General features: G+C 43.7%; 15 protein-coding genes. 11 read left to right on the forward strand and 4 right to left on the reverse strand.

The window, feature by feature from the left end; all coding sequences use genetic code 11:
• Window positions 1-57 precede the first annotated feature (57 nt).
• The 11 genes from WD048_11375 (at window position 58) to WD048_11425 (ending at window position 12,893) form a co-directional block, all read left to right on the forward strand.
• The gene (locus tag WD048_11375) at window positions 58-2,706 is read left to right on the forward strand and encodes a PKD domain-containing protein (GenBank protein ID MEX0812806.1); all 2,649 of its coding nucleotides are present in this window, start codon (window positions 58-60) and stop codon (window positions 2,704-2,706) included.
• A gap of 283 nt (window positions 2,707-2,989) precedes the next feature.
• Complete coding sequence (locus WD048_11380) at window positions 2,990-3,409, forward strand: hypothetical protein (GenBank protein ID MEX0812807.1); 420 nt, start codon at window positions 2,990-2,992, stop codon at window positions 3,407-3,409.
• 121 nt (window positions 3,410-3,530) lie between these two features.
• Window positions 3,531-3,851 carry a hypothetical protein gene (locus WD048_11385; protein ID MEX0812808.1) on the forward strand — a complete coding sequence of 107 codons (321 nt, stop codon included), beginning with the start codon at window positions 3,531-3,533 and terminating at the stop codon, window positions 3,849-3,851.
• A gap of 9 nt (window positions 3,852-3,860) precedes the next feature.
• Complete coding sequence (locus WD048_11390; GenBank protein MEX0812809.1) at window positions 3,861-4,352, forward strand: DUF2231 domain-containing protein; 492 nt, start codon at window positions 3,861-3,863, stop codon at window positions 4,350-4,352.
• Window positions 4,353-4,361: 9 nt separating this feature from the next.
• Window positions 4,362-5,285, forward strand: coding sequence for a cation diffusion facilitator family transporter (locus WD048_11395; protein ID MEX0812810.1), 924 nt, complete (start codon window positions 4,362-4,364; stop codon window positions 5,283-5,285).
• A gap of 223 nt (window positions 5,286-5,508) precedes the next feature.
• On the forward strand, window positions 5,509-5,832 hold the full coding sequence (locus WD048_11400) for a DUF6660 family protein (protein MEX0812811.1): 324 nt from the start codon (window positions 5,509-5,511) through the stop codon (window positions 5,830-5,832).
• A gap of 67 nt (window positions 5,833-5,899) precedes the next feature.
• Complete coding sequence (locus WD048_11405; protein ID MEX0812812.1) at window positions 5,900-10,249, forward strand: CusA/CzcA family heavy metal efflux RND transporter; 4,350 nt, start codon at window positions 5,900-5,902, stop codon at window positions 10,247-10,249.
• 11 nt (window positions 10,250-10,260) lie between these two features.
• Window positions 10,261-11,469: an efflux RND transporter periplasmic adaptor subunit gene (locus tag WD048_11410; protein ID MEX0812813.1), complete on the forward strand. Its 1,209-nt coding sequence runs from the start codon at window positions 10,261-10,263 to the stop codon at window positions 11,467-11,469.
• Between the two features lie 15 nt (window positions 11,470-11,484).
• Entirely contained in the window at window positions 11,485-12,126 is a 642-nt protein-coding gene (locus WD048_11415; protein MEX0812814.1) for a cation transporter, read from the forward strand.
• 12 nt (window positions 12,127-12,138) lie between these two features.
• Complete coding sequence (locus WD048_11420) at window positions 12,139-12,480, forward strand: YnfA family protein (GenBank protein MEX0812815.1); 342 nt, start codon at window positions 12,139-12,141, stop codon at window positions 12,478-12,480.
• 47 nt (window positions 12,481-12,527) lie between these two features.
• Window positions 12,528-12,893, forward strand: a complete 366-nt coding sequence (locus WD048_11425) for a DUF3703 domain-containing protein (protein ID MEX0812816.1) — start codon at window positions 12,528-12,530, stop codon at window positions 12,891-12,893.
• Between the two features lie 4 nt (window positions 12,894-12,897).
• Here WD048_11425 and WD048_11430 read toward each other — a convergent pair whose 3' ends face one another.
• The 4 genes from WD048_11430 to WD048_11445 all read right to left on the reverse strand — a co-directional run bounded on the left by WD048_11430 (window position 12,898) and on the right by WD048_11445 (window position 18,381).
• Entirely contained in the window at window positions 12,898-13,026 is a 129-nt protein-coding gene (locus WD048_11430; GenBank protein ID MEX0812817.1) for a hypothetical protein, read from the reverse strand.
• 474 nt (window positions 13,027-13,500) lie between these two features.
• Window positions 13,501-16,575 (reverse strand): efflux RND transporter permease subunit, encoded by a 3,075-nt coding sequence (locus WD048_11435; GenBank protein ID MEX0812818.1) that lies wholly within the window; start codon window positions 16,573-16,575, stop codon window positions 13,501-13,503.
• A gap of 12 nt (window positions 16,576-16,587) precedes the next feature.
• On the reverse strand, window positions 16,588-18,099 hold the full coding sequence (locus tag WD048_11440) for an efflux RND transporter periplasmic adaptor subunit (GenBank protein ID MEX0812819.1): 1,512 nt from the start codon (window positions 18,097-18,099) through the stop codon (window positions 16,588-16,590).
• A 24-nt stretch (window positions 18,100-18,123) separates the two neighbouring features.
• Window positions 18,124-18,381, reverse strand: a complete 258-nt coding sequence (locus tag WD048_11445) for a hypothetical protein (GenBank protein ID MEX0812820.1) — start codon at window positions 18,379-18,381, stop codon at window positions 18,124-18,126.
• Window positions 18,382-18,395 lie beyond the last annotated feature (14 nt).

The raw sequence follows: 18,395 nt of genomic DNA on the forward strand, positions 1-18,395 counted from the left end.
TTAAGGCAAATTTATTAATTTTGCAGTCAGATAAACCCAAACTCAATTTCAAAAGAAATGAAAATATTTAAAATACTATTAACCGCCCTTTTTGCACTTTTTTCTACTTCAATATACGCACAAGATGAAACCTTTGCTGGTAACCCTTGTGGAAGTGGAGCCAATTCCAGCACCTGGGATGTGCCTTGTGGTGTTACCGAAATCACCGTAGAAGTATATGGAGCCGGTGGTGGCGGTGGCGGTGGTGGCGGAGGAAGTAATGGAGGTTTTTTTAATACCCGTGGTGGCGGTGGTGGAGGAGGTGGTGGTTACACCACTATCACAATAAATGTAACACCGGGTTCTACTTTTAACTATAGTGTTGGAGCTGGTGGTTGCGGAGGAGATGGAAATGATGATGGGTTTTCTGGAGATAATGGAAATACCGGAGGAAACAGTACTTTTTCAGGTACTGATGCAGGAGGTAATGCAATAAGCCTTCAGGCAAATGGTGGTGTGAGAGGAACTGGTGGATCCGGTACTGGTGGTAGTACGGGATCAGGTGGTTCTGGTGGCACTGCCAGTGGTGGCACAACAAATACTACAGGTGGTTCTGGAAATAATGGTAGTGGAGGAGATGGAGGTGCTGGAGGCGCTGGAGCAGGCCCAGACGGAGGTGCAGGTGGACCCAATACTACTGATGATGGAAGCGTATATGGCGGGGGTGGTGCCGGGGGTGGTGCTAATAGCGATGGTGGTAATGGAGCAGAGGGCGTGATTTTTATCACCTTTGTTACTTCAGGAGCGACTACACCTACTCCTACGGTATCTACAACTCCTGCCACTTGTACGGATGATGGCGAAGCTACCATTGACAATTACGATGCTTCCTTTACCTATACCTTTACGCCTGCCGGGCCTACGGTGGGTGCCGGAGGTGTTATTTCCGGGATGACACCAGGTACAACTTACACGGTAATAGCAACGGATGCCGGTTGTGATTCACAGCCAAGTACTGATTTTAGCATTGATCCTCAAACATCCGGGCCTAATGCGCCAACAGTTACAACAGACCCGGCAACTTGCTTTAGTGATGGAACTGCAACGATTACAAATTATGATGCCAACTTTACCTATACATTTACACCTGCCGGGCCAAGTGTAGGTGTTGGTGGTGAAATATCCGGGTTGACACCCGGAACAAGCTATACAGTAATAGCAACAGACAATGGTTGTGATTCTCCGGCAAGTAATTCTTTTAGCGTTGACCCTGCAACTTCAGGCACATCTATTGTTTTTAATCCTGATCCCGGGCCATATTGCATTGATGATTCAAACCCTGTAGCATTGAATGCCACACCAACAGGCGGTACTTATAGTGGCCCTGGTGTAAGTGGAACAGATTTCATTCCATCAAATGCCAATATTGGAACCAATACAATCACTTATACCTATGACGATGGTAGCGGCTGTGTGGATGACGAATCAGTTGATATTGAGGTTGTTGATTTGCCTACAGTTAGCTTTTCGGGCCTGAATGGCCCCTATTGTGCAGATGATGCTTCAGCAGTTGCACTCACAGGTCAACCTGCCGGAGGTACTTTCAGTGGCCCTGGCATTTCAGGAACAGATTTTATTCCTGAAGATGCAGGAACAGGAAATCACACCATTAGCTATGAGTTTACAGATGGGAATGGATGTAGCAATACGGAGGATAATACGGTAGAGGTTGTTGACTTGCCCAATGTTTCTGCCGGAAATGATGCATTTATTTGTGATGGTGAAGACGCACAGTTGAATGCTACAGGTGCGGATACTTATGTTTGGAGTCCAACTACAGGATTGAGTGATCCTAATGTAGCTGATCCAACAGTAAATATTGCTTCGGAGGAAACTTATGTTGTCACAGGTACAGATGCCAATGGTTGTGTGAATACCGATACGGTTACCGTAGGTGTCGGAACCAACCCTACTGCTGAATTTGAAGCAGCATCTGCTTGTGCAGGAACACCAATAACTTTTACCAATAATTCTTCGCCTGCTGGCCTGGATTACAACTGGGATTTTGGCAATGGAAATACTTCCAATGCAGAAAACCCTTCAGAAACATATAGTAGCGGAGGCGATTTCGATGTGCAGTTGATCGTTGATAATGAAGGTTGTAGGGACACAGCAGTTCAAACATTAACTGTGCTTGAACAACCAACAGCCGAATTTACTGCATCCCCATTGCGGGCAATTGCCAATGAAGATCAGGTATTATTTAACAATACTTCTTCTAACGGCAGTACCTGGACTTGGGATTTTGGGGATGGTTCCAATTTGAATGATTCATTTGAACCTTCGCACATTTACACCGAACCTGGACTTTATTCTCCTACGTTGATTGCAAGCTCTGCTGATGGTTGCACAGACACCCTTACAATAGAAGAATACATTGAAGTCATAGAGCCCTCAAACTTTTTTGTGCCCAATGCTTTTTCTCCCAATGGAGATGGAGTGAACGATGTTTTTGAAGTTTTCGGAGAAGGAATCAGGGAGTACTATATCAGAATTCACGATAGATGGGGCGAGTTGGTATTCGCTTCAGATGATATAACAGAAACCTGGGATGGTACTAATAAAGGAAATATTTTGCCACCTGATGTTTATGTTTATTATATAAAGGTGTCTTTTGAAGACCTGACCCAGAAGACTTACAAAGGCAGTCTTCATTTGTTGAAATAGGAAAATATTAAACATAAGTTTGTTAGAATAATCCGGGATTAATCAGTAGCAAGGGTGCTACTGATAGTTGGAGCACCACCACGTGTCTCGCCAATATTTTTTTGGCCAGCCTCCGGCCTTTTTTTGAAATATTTTGCAGTACGCAATTCAAATCCTCGCTCGCTGTAAGCGGAGCAAGGCATGTCACTAATAAATAAAGTTAAACCCTACTTCTTGATCGTCCATTACTTGTTTTCTGAAACATTTACTTATAGATTTGCAACAATTCAAACCGCTTAACAGCATGAGAATGCTCAAACCTTTCATATCAGCCCTTTTAGTTCTGACCTATTCTATTGGGTTTGCGCACAATCTTATTCCACACTGTCATGAATTGCATAAAGAGACACATTCTAAAGACCACAACAGTGTAAATCATGTAGATGAGGAGTCAGAAAAAAGATTTCTGGACTTAATTTTTTTATTTTTCAGCGAATTGGAGCACAGTTCAGATATTATAAAGTTTGAGCGCAATAAGAATACCGATAAAAGTTTTCTTAGTGATTTAGCCAAAGTTAAAACACTGGCCATTGTCGCTGCTTTTTTCCATTTGGTAGAAGTAGAACAAGAAACACCAACTACCCACAGCGAACAATTACTCGTTTACCACGCATCCTTTCAGGAAAATGCTCCATCGCGTGGTTCCCCCATTTTATCTTGCTAATACCTTTTCACAGGCTTATCTCCTGTGCAGTCTAACATTAATCTGTTAGACAAATATTTATTTTTTCAAATAAAATTTAATCAAACAGTAATATATTTAATCAAACTAAAAACCAAAACCAATGAAAAATTTAATCTTAGGAGTATTATTAGGAGGACTATTTTTATTAATCTCTTGTGCCGAAAACGAAAACACAGATGTTGTAAATTCAGGAACCTATCAAGGTGTTGCCGAAAAAGTTAAGCCAGGCGAAAAAGAAATTTATGTAAAAACTTCTGATGACAAATTAGTTGAACTGTATTTTACAGACGAAACTAAAGTATTGACTAGTGATGGTGAAACTGCAACTTTCGATGCAATAAAAGAAAAAAGCAAAGTTGAAATAACAGTTGAGAAAAAAGGAAATAAAAATGTTCCTCTTTCTGTGAAAATATTAGAATAACACAAGCTAATGAATGCAGAAATACCTCCAATGTGGAGAGAAGAATTATGGCATCCACTTCTTGTACACTTACCAATAGCCACTTTGCTTTTAGCATCTTTGGCAGCTACCTTAAGTTTAGTTGTTAAACATCTTTTTCTAAAACAGATGATTTATGCAATGTTGGCTATTGGCGTGTTAAGTGGTTGGATTGCCATTTATACAGGAGAATTGGCATACTCTATTGAGGTAAGAAAAATCTGTGAGCCCAATGTTTTAAAAGAGCATCAATGGTGGGCTTATGCTACATTAATTGTTTATTCAGTAGCATTCGGCCTTATGACTTCATCCAAAATCATTTCACACAATTATTTAAGTGCAATTAAATCAGTTAGTCTTTTTCTAATAATTATGGCACTCTTTGGCTTGTTTTACACAGGGCATTTGGGAGCTTCCTTAGTCTATCAACAAGGAGCAGGGACTTATAAACCTTCTGCTGATTGTTCTGAATTTGTTAAATAGAAATGTTTAATGGAATTAACAAATGAAAAATCAGCAACAAAGGCAACCTATTTTAGCATTGTTGGTAATATACTATTAGCAGCCATAAAACTCATTTCGGGATTTTTAGGTAATTCATATGCCTTGATTGCAGATGGCATTGAATCAACAACCGATATTTTTTCTTCATTTTTTGTGCTTTTAGGATTTAAATATGCTCAACGACCACCAGACGAAAACCATCCCTATGGTCATTCTCGAATAGAGCCATTAATAACATTTTTAGTAGTAGCTTTTTTAGTCACTTCGGCAACCGTGATTGCTTACGAAAGCATCATCAATATTCAAACACCCCATAAAATCCCTGAGGCATGGACACTCATAGTTCTTGCTGTAATAATACTATGGAAAGAAGGTGCATATAGATATGTTTCCAAAAAAGCAAAGGCTATTAAAAGTTCTTCTCTAAGAGCAGATGCTTGGCATCATAGAAGTGATGCTATAACCTCTGTAACTGCTTTTATAGGTATATCAATTGCATTGTATTTTGGAGAAGGGTATGAAACGGCTGATGATTGGGCTGCTCTATTTGCTTCTGCATTCATTTTATACAATGCTTATCTAATTTTCAGACCCGCACTTGGAGAAATAATGGACGAACATCTTTATGATGATTTGATTGAGGATATCCGTAAAATTTCAATTACTGTAAATGGTATAAAAGGAACGGAAAAATGTTTTGTGCGAAAAGCAGGGATGAAATATCTAGTGGAGCTTCACGCCATGGTGAACGGAAAAATTACAGTAGAAGAAGGGCATTTTTTAGCCCATAAACTACAAGATACAATTCAGGAAGAACTTCCTGAAATAGCACACATTACTATTCACGTAGAACCAAGCTATCAGTCAATTAACACAGAACTTGATCGACAGTTCAACCGAACAAAGACATAGGCGACTGACAAGAATGAAAAAAGAAAAGACCCCCGCTTCGCATTTTTGAAAATTTCTGCCAGCGCACATTGCACACATCCCGCAAACCCCACATATCCACCGCTGCAAGCCAAAGTTTGCGGGAAGAGTGCAATTTTGCGAAACACCTTCTATTCTAATAAAAATCCCACAACTGAACTCCATTTGGTTTTTCAAATGCTCTATTTTCACTAATTTCGCAACCGTGCTAAAAGTTCTATCAGCCATATTATCCATTTACTTCCTGGCGCTATCTGTGGTGCCTTGTGCCGATGGCGTTGACTGTGCGGAAGTACAGGTATATCAGGAAATGCTGGCGGAACATGATCATTCTGGTCATGATCACCCGGCCGGTGAGGATCTTTGCACTCCTTTTTGTGCTTGCCAGTGTTGCCATACCAGTATTACTGTAAGTGCCTTTTTTGCTTTGAGTGAGTCGCCAAGGATGCACGCACAACTCACATCCTTCTATTCAGAACATCCTTATTCTACTTATCCGGCTCCTCTGCTGGATCCGCCCCAGGTTTAATTCAACAAATACTTAGAGGACTCTCGTCCTCACCAACCATTTTATTGTTGAATTAAACTTTAATTTCATGATTGATAAAATCATTGCTTTTTCCGTAAGGAACAAGTTCATTATCGGTCTGCTCACCCTGGTTCTTATTGGTGCCGGCATCTGGAGCATGACCAAAGTACCCATTGATGCCGTACCGGATATCACCAACAATCAGGTACAGGTTATCACCCAGGCGCCAAATCTCGGAACAGAGGATATTGAGCAGTTTGTAACCTATCCGGTGGAGGTTGCTATGGCCAACTTACCGGGAGTCATAGAGATTCGTTCTGTATCCCGCTTCGGGCTTTCAGTGGTAACCATTGTTTTTAAAGACGATATGGGCACCTACCTGCCGCGCCAGCTTGTGAGCGAAAAACTACAGGCGGTAGAAGAGGAAATACCGGAAGGCTTTGGCGATCCTTCCATGGGTCCTATTTCCACCGGCCTCGGTGAAATCTACCAGTACACCCTTCAGGTAGATGAGGCCTATGAAGACCAATATTCCGCCACAGATTTGCGCACCATGCAGGATTGGATTGTACGCAGACAAATGGCTATGGTGCCGGGAGTTGTGGAGGTCAATGCTTTTGGAGGAAAAATAAAACAGTACGAAGTTGCCGTTGATCCCGATGAACTCAGGGCCATCGACCTTACTATAACCGATGTTTTTGTGGCCCTGCAGCGAAACAACCAGAATACGGGTGGTGCCTATATAGAAAAGAACCACTACGCCAACTTTATCCGCGGGGAAGGCCTCGTCCGTAGTCTTGACGACTTGCGGGATATCGTAGTGAAAACGTTGGACGGAGTGCCTATCCGCATCAAGGATATTGCTGAAGTGCAGTTTGGAAATGCTGTGCGCTACGGAGCTTTTACCAAAGATGGTAAGGGTGAGGCGGTGGGAGGCATGATCCTGATGCTCAAAGGCGCCAATTCCAACGAAGTGATAGAGGAGGTGAAGGAGCGGGTGGCACAGATCCAGGGATCTCTTCCCGATGGTGTTACAATCGAACCCTTTCTTGACCGCAGCGAACTTATTGCCGAAACCACCGGCACCGTTACCGGCAATCTGTTGGAAGGCGCTCTGATCGTAATTTTTGTGCTGGTGTTCCTGTTGGGCAACTGGCGCGGTGGACTTATTGTGGCTTCTACCATTCCGCTGTCGCTGCTTTTCGCCTTTATCCTGATGCATGTGTTTGGCGTATGGGCCAACCTGATGAGCCTCGGAGCCATCGACTTCGGGATAATTGTAGATGGTGCCGTGATAATTGTGGAAGGTACTGTGTTCTTCCTGGTTCAGAAGATGGGAATAGGTAAAAAGCGCTTCACTCAGCAAGAGCGTGATGAAACGACCATTAAGGCTTCTTCCAAAATGATGAACTCTGCATTTTTTGGCCAGCTTATCATTTTGATCGTGTTTCTGCCCATTCTCTTTCTTGAAGGTGTAGAAGGCAAAATGTTCCAACCGATGGCGCTCACCTTCATGTTTGCCATGATCGGTGCCATGATACTATGCCTCACTTATGTACCGATGATTTCCGCCCTGTTTATCAGGGTAAAACCGGAAGAGAAGAAGTCGTGGGGAGATCGTATTGTTATTTGGCTGGAAGAAAAATATGAGCGGGCTTTGGGAGGCACCCTTCGAAAAGCGGGCCTGGTCATAGGTTCGGCTGTAGTATTATTGATACTTGCCGTATTTACGTTTACCCGAATGGGTGGCGAATTTATTCCACAATTGGACGAGGGTGACATTGCTTTTCACATTATCCTGAAGCCGGGAAGTTCCCTTTCCGAAAGCATCGAAACTTCCACCCGGATTGAAAAGATCATTCTGGAAGACTTCCCCGAAGTGCAACACGCCATGACGCGTTTTGGAGTGGCCGATGTCCCCACCGATCCCATGCCTATGGATATTGGAGACTGCTTCCTGATTCTCAAACCGCAGGATGAGTGGGTTTCGGCAGACACTAAAGAAGAGCTGATAATTAAAATTAAAGAAGCACTAAGTATCGTTCCTGGGGTAAACTATGAATTTACCCAACCCATTGAAATGCGCTTTAATGAACTACTCACCGGTGTACGTGAGGATATCGCGATAAAACTTTATGGTGAAGACCTGCAGGTATTGGCCGATAAAGCCGAAGAAATGGGTCAAATTATTTCCACTGTAGAGGGTGTAGGCGATATGCGCGTGGAAGCTACCAGCGGCCTGCCTCAAATGACGGTAAAATATGATCGTGCCGACCTGGCCCAATATGGCCTGAATATCTCAAGCGTAAATCAAGTGATTCAATCTGCCTTTGCGGGTGGAAAAGCCGGGGTGATCTTTGAGGGTGAGAAAAGATTTGACCTGGTGGTTCGCCTTGATTCAGCACATCGCAGCAATATTGATGACCTGAAGAATCTTTACGTGAATACTCCAACTGGTGCGCAAATACCCTTGAATGAGGTAGCCGACATCAGCTACGAACCCGGCCCGATGCAGATCAGCCGCGACAATACCAATCGCAGGACTTATGTGGGGGTAAATGTGCGTGGCCGTGACGTTAAATCATTGGTGGAAGAAATCCAGCAGAAGCTGAACGCTCAACTTGATCTTCCGGCCGGATACTACATCCGCTACGGGGGAGCTTTTGAAAACCTGGAACGCGCTACAAATCGGTTACAGATAGTGGTTCCCCTGGCGCTGGCACTGATATTCATCCTGATTTTCTTCGCTCTTAGGAGCTTCAAACAAAGTATCATGATCTATATGGCTATCCCCCTCGCTGCCATTGGTGGGGTATTCGCCCTATGGTTGAGGGACATGCCTTTTAGCATTTCTGCAGGTGTTGGGTTTATTGTGCTTTTTGGGGTGGCCGTACTCAACGGATTGGTACTTATCAGTGGCTGGAATGAACTTAAAGAAGAAGGGGAAATGGATTTAAGTAAAAGGATCAAAGACGGAGCAAGACGAAGGGTGCGACCAATTTTACTAACTGCACTCACAGATATTCTTGGCTTCCTTCCCATGGCACTTTCAGTATCAGCAGGAGCAGAAGTACAACGTCCATTGGCCACTGTAGTGATCGGGGGAATGATTACTGCTACCCTTTTAACATTGTTCGTATTGCCCATACTTTATCGCTGGACAGAAAAAAGATCACTCAATCCTTCCGGTGCGGGTATAGCCACAGTTGTTGTAATTCTGGGCTTCACTGTATTTGCGCCAACTACTGTCAGTGCTCAGAATGCGGGAGAACTTCCCGAAATATCCATGGAAGAAGCTGTAAACCGTGCGGTGTCTTCTTACCCCACATTACAAGCAGCCCGCCTTGAAATAGAACAACAAGAGGCATTGAAGAAAACCGCCTGGGATTTTGGAAATACTCAACTATTTACTGGTGGGGAAGAAATAGGTGATGGTACAGGGGTTTACACCACCATTGGCATACAGCAGCAACAAATGGACATCTTTGGTATTGCCCCAAAACTGAAAGCCCGGAAAAGTCAGGTGGCTCTTGCAGAAGCTGCACTAAATCTGAGCAAATTGGAATTGCAGCAAAAGGTGAAAGAGGCTTATGCCAACGCATGGATCGCCCGGCAGAATTACCAGCTATATCAAAGGCTGGATTCCATTTATCAGAATTTTCAGCGAGGTGCCAGGCTCAGATACGAGGTTGAGGAAACTTCTAAGCTCGCCTTTTTGGCGGCTTCGAACCAGGTGAAACAAATGACCTTGCAAAAGGAGCAGGCCGCTTTTGATTATCAAACATCTCTCTACAAGCTCAACCTTTGGTTAGTGAACGACTCCGTGTTTACAGTAGTGGATTCACAATCCGAAAATTGGGCAAACTCCATTCTGCCGCCTGATTCGCTCAGCTCTCACCCCAGGCTAAGTATGGCAGCCCAACAGGTGGAGGTGGCTAATGCCGAACGCAAAGCCGCTAATACCGACTTCCTTCCCAAATTGAATGCACAATACGGCATTCAGGAAATTAGTGGGCAAAGTGGTTTTTATCAATACCAGGTAGGGCTCACCATTCCTTTATTATTTTTTATGAAGGAACAAGGGCGGGCTCAGGCTGCCCGTATTGAGCAGGAAATAGCTGAGCAAAACCTGAGGCAAACCCAATTTGAGCTGAGGGCTGAATACCTTTCACTATTGCAAGAGTATGAAAAATGGCAGGCTTCATGGCTGTTCTACGAACAGGAAGCTTTACCCCTGGCCCGCGAACAGCGCAAAGGGGCAATTTTAGCTTATGAAGAAGGAGGTATCGATTACGTATCCTTTATTCAAAACCTAAAGGAAAGCCTGCAGGTGGAAGTAAAAGCACGGGAAGCATTGCAAGAGTATCTGCAAGCCCGTTTCCAATTGGAATATTACCTCAATTCATCAAACCAGTAAAAAAGAAAAACATGAAATTCAAAATAAATAATATCATCATTGTATTGTGTGCTACCTTTCTTTTAGCGGCTTGTAATAGTAAGTCACCTGATACTCACGATCACGGAGAAGAAAAGCAGGGGCATGAAGATGAACACGGTCACACCGAACATGAAGGGGAAGGCGAAAGCGTTCATCTTTCTCAGGCGCAATTCAAAGCCTTGGAAATGCAGGTAGGTCCGGTTCCCCGAAAAAACCTCTCCAATATAGTTGAAGCCAACGGAGAACTTGAGGTTCCTCCAAAAAATGAGGCAACGGTGACCGCTATTTTAGGTGCCAATATATCAAGCATCGAAATTATTGAAGGAGATGATGTACAAAAAGGACAGGTGCTGGCTTATCTCTCCCACCCGAATATCATTGAACTTCAGCGCAGTTATCTGGAATCATTTAACCGCGAAGCATTTCTTGAGCAGGAGTACAATCGTCAGCAAAAGCTGTATGAGGAAGAGGTGGGTTCCGGAAAAGCTTTTCAGCAAACTACGGCCGATTATCGCTCAGCACAGGCCACAGTAAAAAGTTATGAAGCACAACTTCGGCAGTTGGGAATCAATCCTGAAAAGATACAGGAAGGCGACTTTTACAACCGCATTCCCGTGGTAAGTCCTATCAAAGGCTCCATTACTAAAGTGGAAGTGAAAACCGGTCAGTATGTGCAGCCGCAGAATGATCTTTTCGAGATTGTAAACATTGATCATATCCATGCAGACCTTATGGTTTTTGAAAAAGATGTGCACAAAGTAAATGAAGGGCAGCGTGTCCGATTTACGGTTGAGACTATGCCCGGTAAGGAGCTTTATGCTGAAATTTACTCCGTGGGGAAAAAGTTTGAGCAAGATCCTAAAGCTATTCACGTCCATGCTGAAATCGAGAATGAGTTGGGTAAGTTAATTCCCGGCATGTATGTGCGCGGGGAGATACTCACCGACAGCATTACTTCACTTGCCTTACCCGAAAGCGCCATTACCCGTGAGGGTGACGATTACCTGGCTTTTACAGCCGCAAAAGAAGGTGAAGAGTGGATGTTTGCACCCGTGAGAGTAACCATCGGAACCAAAAGCAATGGCTGGGTGGCTGTCAATTTTTTGGATGCCGTGCCCGAAGACACACAATTTGCCCTCAACAATGCCTACTATTTGATAGCGGAAATGAAAAAAGGTGAAGGCGGCCACCATCATTAATAAAAATGAATGACCATGAAAGACAACAGATCAAAACTGCTTAAAACCGCACTTATACTCAGTATAGTGACTATAGCTTACAATGCAGCGGAAGGGATTGTGGCTACTTTTTTCGGTGCTACGGATGAAACCCTGGCACTATTCGGTTTTGGAGTAGATAGTTTTGTGGAAGTGCTTTCCGGCCTTGGCATTGCCCATATGGTCATTCGCATGAGGAAAAACATAAATGTGCAGCGCGACACCTTTGAAAAGAACGCCCTGCGCATCACTGGTACGGCATTCTACATTTTAGTAGTTGGATTGGTGGTAGGTTCGGCTCTGGCAGTTTACACCGGGGCCGAACCCCGCACCACCCTTGCAGGCATCATCATATCCCTTATTTCCATTGCCACGATGTATTTTTTGTACCGAATGAAACTTAATGTAGGACAAAAGCTGAATTCGGCACCTATCATTTCAGATGCTAAATGCACCAAAACTTGTTTTTACTTATCTTTTATCCTGCTTGGATCAAGTCTGCTCTATCAGTGGTTTCAAATTCCATATGTTGATGCTATTGGTAGCTTGGGAATTGCCTGGTACGCATTTAAAGAAGGACGCGAGGCTTTTGAAAAGGCAAAGTCGAAAAACCTAAGCTGTGCGGATGACTGTTGCTAAAATTCAAAAAACATGAACATCATTGAAATAACACGATCATTGGGCTTGTTTGCACTGGGGGGCCTTTTCGAAATTGGTGGTGGCTACCTGGTTTGGCTCAGCCTGCGTAGTGAAAAGCCCTGGTGGTGGGGTCTTTTGGGCGGTATTGCACTTGTGCTTTATGGCATTGTAGCCACCTGGCAACCGGCCAACTTCGGGAGGGTATATGCGGCCTACGGAGGTGTTTTCATCGTTATGGCTATCCTGTGGGGATGGAAGGTAGATGGCATTGCTCCCGACAGGTATGATCTTATTGGTGGTTTTGTGGCACTGATAGGCGTGCTTATCATTATGTATGCACCACGGGGAAATTAAATAAGGTATGGAACAAATCCGAAAGAGAAATGAAAATCAACACATCGATGCCCCAAAAACTAAAACCCTTTTTCCGGAAGGAAATTAGTGACTACCGAGAAAATCTTCAGCACGGTCATCTTCAAAGAGCATGGGAGCATTTGGAACGTGCCCATATTTTGGGCCAGGCTTTTCCATTGGAACACACTTATGTGCACTGGAAGATGTTGCTTTTCGGTATCAAAATCAAAAGCACCCGCGAAGTGATCGGGCAGATACCGCGACTGCTGGTGGGGGGAGTGAAATCTTTTGTGGGGAAAATTCCCGTTGGCAATACAGGCGGAGCCAATGTGCCGTCTTTAAAACCCTTGCCAATCGACAAAGATATTCTCGAAATATTCACCAAAGCAGGATTGCACAATTATGGCTCATGATCATTCACATCAGCATGGGGGCGGTACCAAAAATCTGAAGATTGCCTTCTTCATAAACATCGGTTTTACCTGTCTCGAGATTGTGGGTGGTTTTTTTACCAACAGCATCGCCATCATGTCTGACGCCCTGCATGACCTGGGCGATAGTCTTTCGCTGGGCCTTGCCTGATATCTGGAAAAAAAGGCTTCCCGAAAGGGCAGCACCAATCGCTTTAGCTTTGGTTATGCCCGCTTTCGCCTGCTCGGGCTTGTTATAGATTACTTAGCTTTTATTGCAAAAAAGGAAACAAAACAAACAGAGGAGCTTTGGAGCTTTATCCCCATAAGGGTAGTAAGCGGTACAATAGAAAATGAATGGATTGCTGTTGATTTTATGGATGACATTAATGAGAAAACCCTGTTTGCTATGAATAATGCATATTATCTATTGGCAGAATTGAACAAAGGAGAAGGAGGGGGGCACCATCACTAATAGGAAAGAAATGACTAAGAAAAGTGAAGTTAATTGCTAAAAAACGCACTGATACTCAGTATGGTGACTATAGCCTACAATGTAGTGGAAGAAATTTTCCAATCAGTTACTATATTTTTTAGTTTCGCAATTCATTCATTTGGTCACCAACCGATAAACACAAGGTATCACCACTAAATTCAAAATGGTGGCTGATAACAAACCACCTAGAATTACTACGGCCATGGGACTTTGAATCTCACTGCCCGGCTCACCACCTTTCATAGCCAATGGAATTAGGGCTAATCCGGTAGTGAAGGCCGTCATCAGGATTGGGTTCAGTCGGTCTAAAACACCTTCCTGAATTAAAGCCAATCCTTGTTTGCCTTCTTTTCGCAAATCTTCATATCGGGAAACAAGCAAAATTCCATTCCGTGTGGCAATACCGAACAAACTAATAAAACCAATGGTAGCAGCAATACTGATAATCCCGGAGGTGAAGTACACAATCAGAATTCCACCAATTAACGCCAGAGGCAGATTGATCAAGACCACAAAAGCCAGTTTCACGTCTTTAAACTCAAAGTAGAGTAGCAGGAATATGATCAGAATTGCGATAACGGCAGTAATCAAGAGTAATTGTGAAGCCTTTGCTTCACTCTCAAATTGCCCACCATATTCCACACGGTAGCCTTCAGGTATTTCAATACTGCTAGTAATGGTCTCCTGAATCTCATTGACCGCACTTCTCAAATCCCTTCCCTGTACATTGGCCGCTACTACAATCTTACGCTGTACATCTTCCCTGCTTATCTTATTCGGGCTGCTCACTGAAGATACCGTGGCCAGCTGGTCAATAGTAGTATAGCCTCCATTAGGCAAGCTCACCAGGGTCGTTTTGATGCGCTCAATATTGCTCCTGAACTCTTCCTGATAACGCACTATTAGGTCAAAGTACTTTTGCCCTTCATAAATCTCACCGGCTTCCTCTCCTGCAAATGCAATGTCCACCTGTTCCATGAGGTCGCCAACCGTCATCCCAAAAGCCGATAACATTTCACGTTTTGGTTTGATCCTAATTTGCGGCACTTCAATTTGCTGGGCAACCGCTACATCGGCCAGTCCTTGAATTGGTTTAATATCCGTTTCTATTTTTTTGCCCACTTCATAAAGGCGTTGCAGATCAGGCCCGAAAATTTTTATAGCAATATTGGCTCGTGTCCCGGAAAGCATGTGGTCAATCCGGTGAGCTATTGGTTGTCCCAATGTAATGTTTACTCCCGGCACAATGCTGAGTTTTTTTCTCACTTCTTCAAAAAACGCCTCTTTGCTTTTGTCTTCGAGGGTAAAAGGCACATCAATCTCGGCCGCATTTACGCCCTGGGCATGTTCGTCCAGTTCGGCACGTCCCGTCCTGCGGGTGACCACCTCTACTTCAGGCATTTCTAATAATTGTTGCTCTATCAGCTTCCCCACTTTATTGCTTTCTTCCAACGACATTCCGGGAGGGCCGACCGCACTGATGACAAGCGAGCCTTCATTGAATTCCGGTAAAAAGCTTCTTCCCAATTGAGTAAGCAGCCCCATACTTGATAAAAAGGTAATTACTGTAACCGTAATTATGGTTTTCGGAAATTTTAAAGTGCCACCCAATAGCCTTGAATAATGTTTTCGAAGCCATCTTTCAACTCTGGTTCCTTCGGCATTTTTGCTCAATACTTTTTCTCTTTTCAATAAATAAGAGCAGAGAACTGGTGTCACAGTAACAGCCACCACCAAAGAAGTAAGTACCGAGGTTACAAAAGCAATTCCCAATGGTTTCAATAACCGTCCTTCCATACCACTTAGGAAGAACAAAGGCACAAACGATACTATGATGATCAATGTAGCGATGATGATGGAACTCCTGATTTCTACAGAAGCATCTTTTACCACTGTTAATACAGGGAGTCGTTCGCTTTTGGGCTTTCTGATATTTTCCCGTAAGCGTTTATAAACATTCTCTACATCTATAATTGCATCATCCACCAAAGTGCCAATAGCAATGGCCATCCCCCCCAGGCTCATGGTATTGATGGTGTAGCCTAATAATTTTAGCACGATAATAGATACCAGCAGGGAAATTGGTATGGCCAGCAAAGAGATCAGTGTGGTGCGCCAATTCATCAGGAAAATAAATAAGACAATGACCACAAAAAACGTACCCTCCAGCAGGGTTTGGTTGAGGTTGCTGATGGAGGCTTCTATAAAATCGGATTGCCTGAAAATATGGCTTTTAATCTCAACCCCTTCCGGTAGTGTTTGTCCTAATTCAGCAATGGCTTCATCCAATCGGCCGGTCAAATCCAGTGTGTTTACGTCTGGTTGTTTGGAGATTGTCAGTATGACCGCAGGTGAGGCATTCAGTGAACCGTCACCAATCTTATCGGACGCACCAATCTGCACAGTGGCCACATCTTTAATTTTAATGCTTTGGCCGTTAAGCTGTTTTACCACAGCTTCCTGCAATTCTCCCACTGCATAAGCCCTGCCGCTGCCCTTGATGATGTATTGGTTTCCGTGTTCATTGAAAAAACCTCCGGGGGCATTTACGTTGGCTTCTTTTACTTTTTCCACCAACTCACTAAGACTTACATTATAGTGTTTGAGCTTTTCCGGATGGGCAAACACCTGATATTGTTTATAATCACCACCAATAACAATTACGTTGGCAATTCCTCCAATGGCTTTTAACCTAGGCCTAATTGTCCAGTCAGAAATCGTTCGCAATTTCATGGGCGACAAGCTGTCGGATGTAACCCCCAAAAGCATAATCTCTCCCATAATTGAGGAAATGGGCGCCATTGTGGGCGCACCGATACCACTCGGAAGGTTTTCACGTACCATTGGGATGCGTTCACTCACAATTTGCCGCGCCCTGTAAATATCCGTTCCCCAATCAAACTCTACCCATACAATGGAAATACCTGCCGCTGAGGATGAACGGATTCTCCTTACATTCGGAGAGCCGTTGAGTGCTGTCTCCAACTGATAGGTTACCAGTTTCTCCACTTCTTCTGACTCCAAACCATGTGCCTCTGTTAGGATAGTTACAGTAGGTGCCGTAAGGTCAGGAAAAACATCCACATTCATTGTACGTGCCAAAAACAAACCTGCCACACTCAGCACTACTGCACCCAATAAGACCAAAAGCCTGTTTTGAAGTGATATTGATAATATCTTATTTAGCATATCATTTCCATTTTAATGTTCATGACCATGAGCCGGTGTTGTTCCTGACATGGAGGCCATTTTTACTTGGTAAGCACCCTTTGTCACGACCACTTCTCCCGCTTCAAGTCCATCCTTCACTTCTACATACTCACCATTTCTTCTCCCGATTTTTACAGGGCGTCTTTCAAAACTTTCTCCAGATAGTTGGATGATTACCGAGAAGCTTCCATAATCTTCCAAAAGGGATGCCTCGGGAACCAGTAAGCCTTGTCTTGGCTCACCATAGGCAATTTGCACTTCCGTATAACTGCCTTCGGGCATAGAAATTTCCTCCGAAACCTCAACATAAATCGGAAGCATCGGCTTTGCAGGCTCCACTGCCTTCCCAAACGAAAGGACAGACCCACCGGCAGAACCTATGCTCGACCATTGATCGTTTAGCTTTTTGTAATGAATATTTTGAATCGTCTGCAAATCGGCAGCATAAGCGGCACTGACTTGTGCTTCCAATAAGCTTGGAGGATGGGTTACCAAGGTCAACAATGGAGTGCCTTGATTTACAAAATCACCATTTATTACATCGATTGATTTAATGTAACCGTCATAAGGAGCTGTAATTTGTTTACCACTTAAGGAAAAGCCTGATTTCAAAGTTTCATAATTTGATTTGGCCACTTTGTATTTGCTTTCCACCTGTTCCATTTCTGCTTTAGGTACAATCTTGGATTCGTGGAGCTGCTTTTTACGCTCGTATTCCGCTTTAGCCTGTTCAAAATTGGCCTTGGCTTGCTCAATCTCACTTTGTAAATTATTGGAAGTAAGCCCTTTACTACTTATGGTCATCAGAGGTTGCCCTTGCTTTATTCTTGTACCTGCGGTGAGGTTTTTCATGGTAAAACTTGCTATACCATTGGCAGTGGCGGAAAGTGACCGCACATTAACGGGTGAAGCCTTCCAAATCCCCGAGGTTTTGATGACATCATAGATCTCACCGGAAATGACAGGAGCTGTCTGGAAATCAATCTTCCAGGCTTGTTCTTTTAGAAAGCTAATAGCCCCTCCATTTTCCTCCTTACTTCCAAGAGATTTTGTAGCCTCCTCCGTATTTGCAAATACCCGAATATCATTTATGACAATTCTATCCTGATAACCAGGAGTTGTTAAATCAAAGATCAACTGGTAAGTACCGGCAGCCTTAGGTTGCAGGGAAGGAGAAAAAATACCCGGTGAAGAAGGAGCTTCTACTGTGTGCCTAATCCCTTTTCCATCTTTGACCAAACTCACGGTTACATTGCCTTCCCTTATGGGTTGATGCTTATCCAGCACAGTAAAGTGAGCGGCAAAGCGGCTGGTTTCATTCACTACCAAAGCCGGGAATTCTACAAATAATTCTGTTTTATCTGTCCATCGGGTATAGTCCACAGCCGGTATATCGCTGCCTTCGTTGATATGGCCACCCTCCGCATCGTGGGCGTGACCGTTCTCTTGTGCTGACTGACAAGATGCCATCAGTACAGCCATTAATACTATTATATATCGCATTACTATATAGTTTTTTTTAAAAAATTAATGCTCATGGTGTTCACTTCCATCTTCATGCACGTGTGTTGAGTCGGATTTCATTTCGGTTGAATCTCCTGAAACCCTAAACTCTTCCTGTTCATGGTGATGATCTCCATTCTCATGATCATGGCCATGTTCTTCAACTTGGTGAATGTGTGTTTCACTGCCGTGCTCGTGTCCGTGGTCATCCTGTTTTCCACCTGAATTACATCCGAAAGTGAATGCTAAGGCCGCTATAAAAAGACTTACTTTGAATTTCATAATTGTTGTTTTTT

It is taken from the genome of Chitinophagales bacterium (assembly GCA_040877935.1).
GTDB lineage: Bacteria > Bacteroidota > Bacteroidia > Chitinophagales > CAIOSU01 > JBBDNB01.

Excerpts from the sequence above, each read along its gene's own strand:
- WD048_11375 (MEX0812806.1), top strand. The coding sequence starts at position 58 with ATGAAAATATTTAAAATACTATTAACCGCCCTTTTTGCACTTTTTTCT.
- WD048_11380 (MEX0812807.1), top strand. The coding sequence starts at position 2,990 with ATGAGAATGCTCAAACCTTTCATATCAGCCCTTTTAGTTCTGACCTAT.
- WD048_11385 (MEX0812808.1), top strand. The coding sequence starts at position 3,531 with ATGAAAAATTTAATCTTAGGAGTATTATTAGGAGGACTATTTTTATTA.
- WD048_11390 (MEX0812809.1), top strand. The coding sequence starts at position 3,861 with ATGAATGCAGAAATACCTCCAATGTGGAGAGAAGAATTATGGCATCCA.
- WD048_11395 (MEX0812810.1), top strand. The coding sequence starts at position 4,362 with ATGGAATTAACAAATGAAAAATCAGCAACAAAGGCAACCTATTTTAGC.
- WD048_11405 (MEX0812812.1), top strand. The coding sequence starts at position 5,900 with ATGATTGATAAAATCATTGCTTTTTCCGTAAGGAACAAGTTCATTATC.
- WD048_11410 (MEX0812813.1), top strand. The coding sequence starts at position 10,261 with ATGAAATTCAAAATAAATAATATCATCATTGTATTGTGTGCTACCTTT.
- WD048_11415 (MEX0812814.1), top strand. The coding sequence starts at position 11,485 with ATGAAAGACAACAGATCAAAACTGCTTAAAACCGCACTTATACTCAGT.
- WD048_11420 (MEX0812815.1), top strand. The coding sequence starts at position 12,139 with ATGAACATCATTGAAATAACACGATCATTGGGCTTGTTTGCACTGGGG.
- WD048_11425 (MEX0812816.1), top strand. The coding sequence starts at position 12,528 with ATGCCCCAAAAACTAAAACCCTTTTTCCGGAAGGAAATTAGTGACTAC.
- WD048_11430 (MEX0812817.1), bottom strand. The coding sequence starts at position 13,026 with ATGCAGGGCGTCAGACATGATGGCGATGCTGTTGGTAAAAAAACCACC.
- WD048_11435 (MEX0812818.1), bottom strand. The coding sequence starts at position 16,575 with ATGCTAAATAAGATATTATCAATATCACTTCAAAACAGGCTTTTGGTC.
- WD048_11440 (MEX0812819.1), bottom strand. The coding sequence starts at position 18,099 with ATGCGATATATAATAGTATTAATGGCTGTACTGATGGCATCTTGTCAG.
- WD048_11445 (MEX0812820.1), bottom strand. The coding sequence starts at position 18,381 with ATGAAATTCAAAGTAAGTCTTTTTATAGCGGCCTTAGCATTCACTTTC.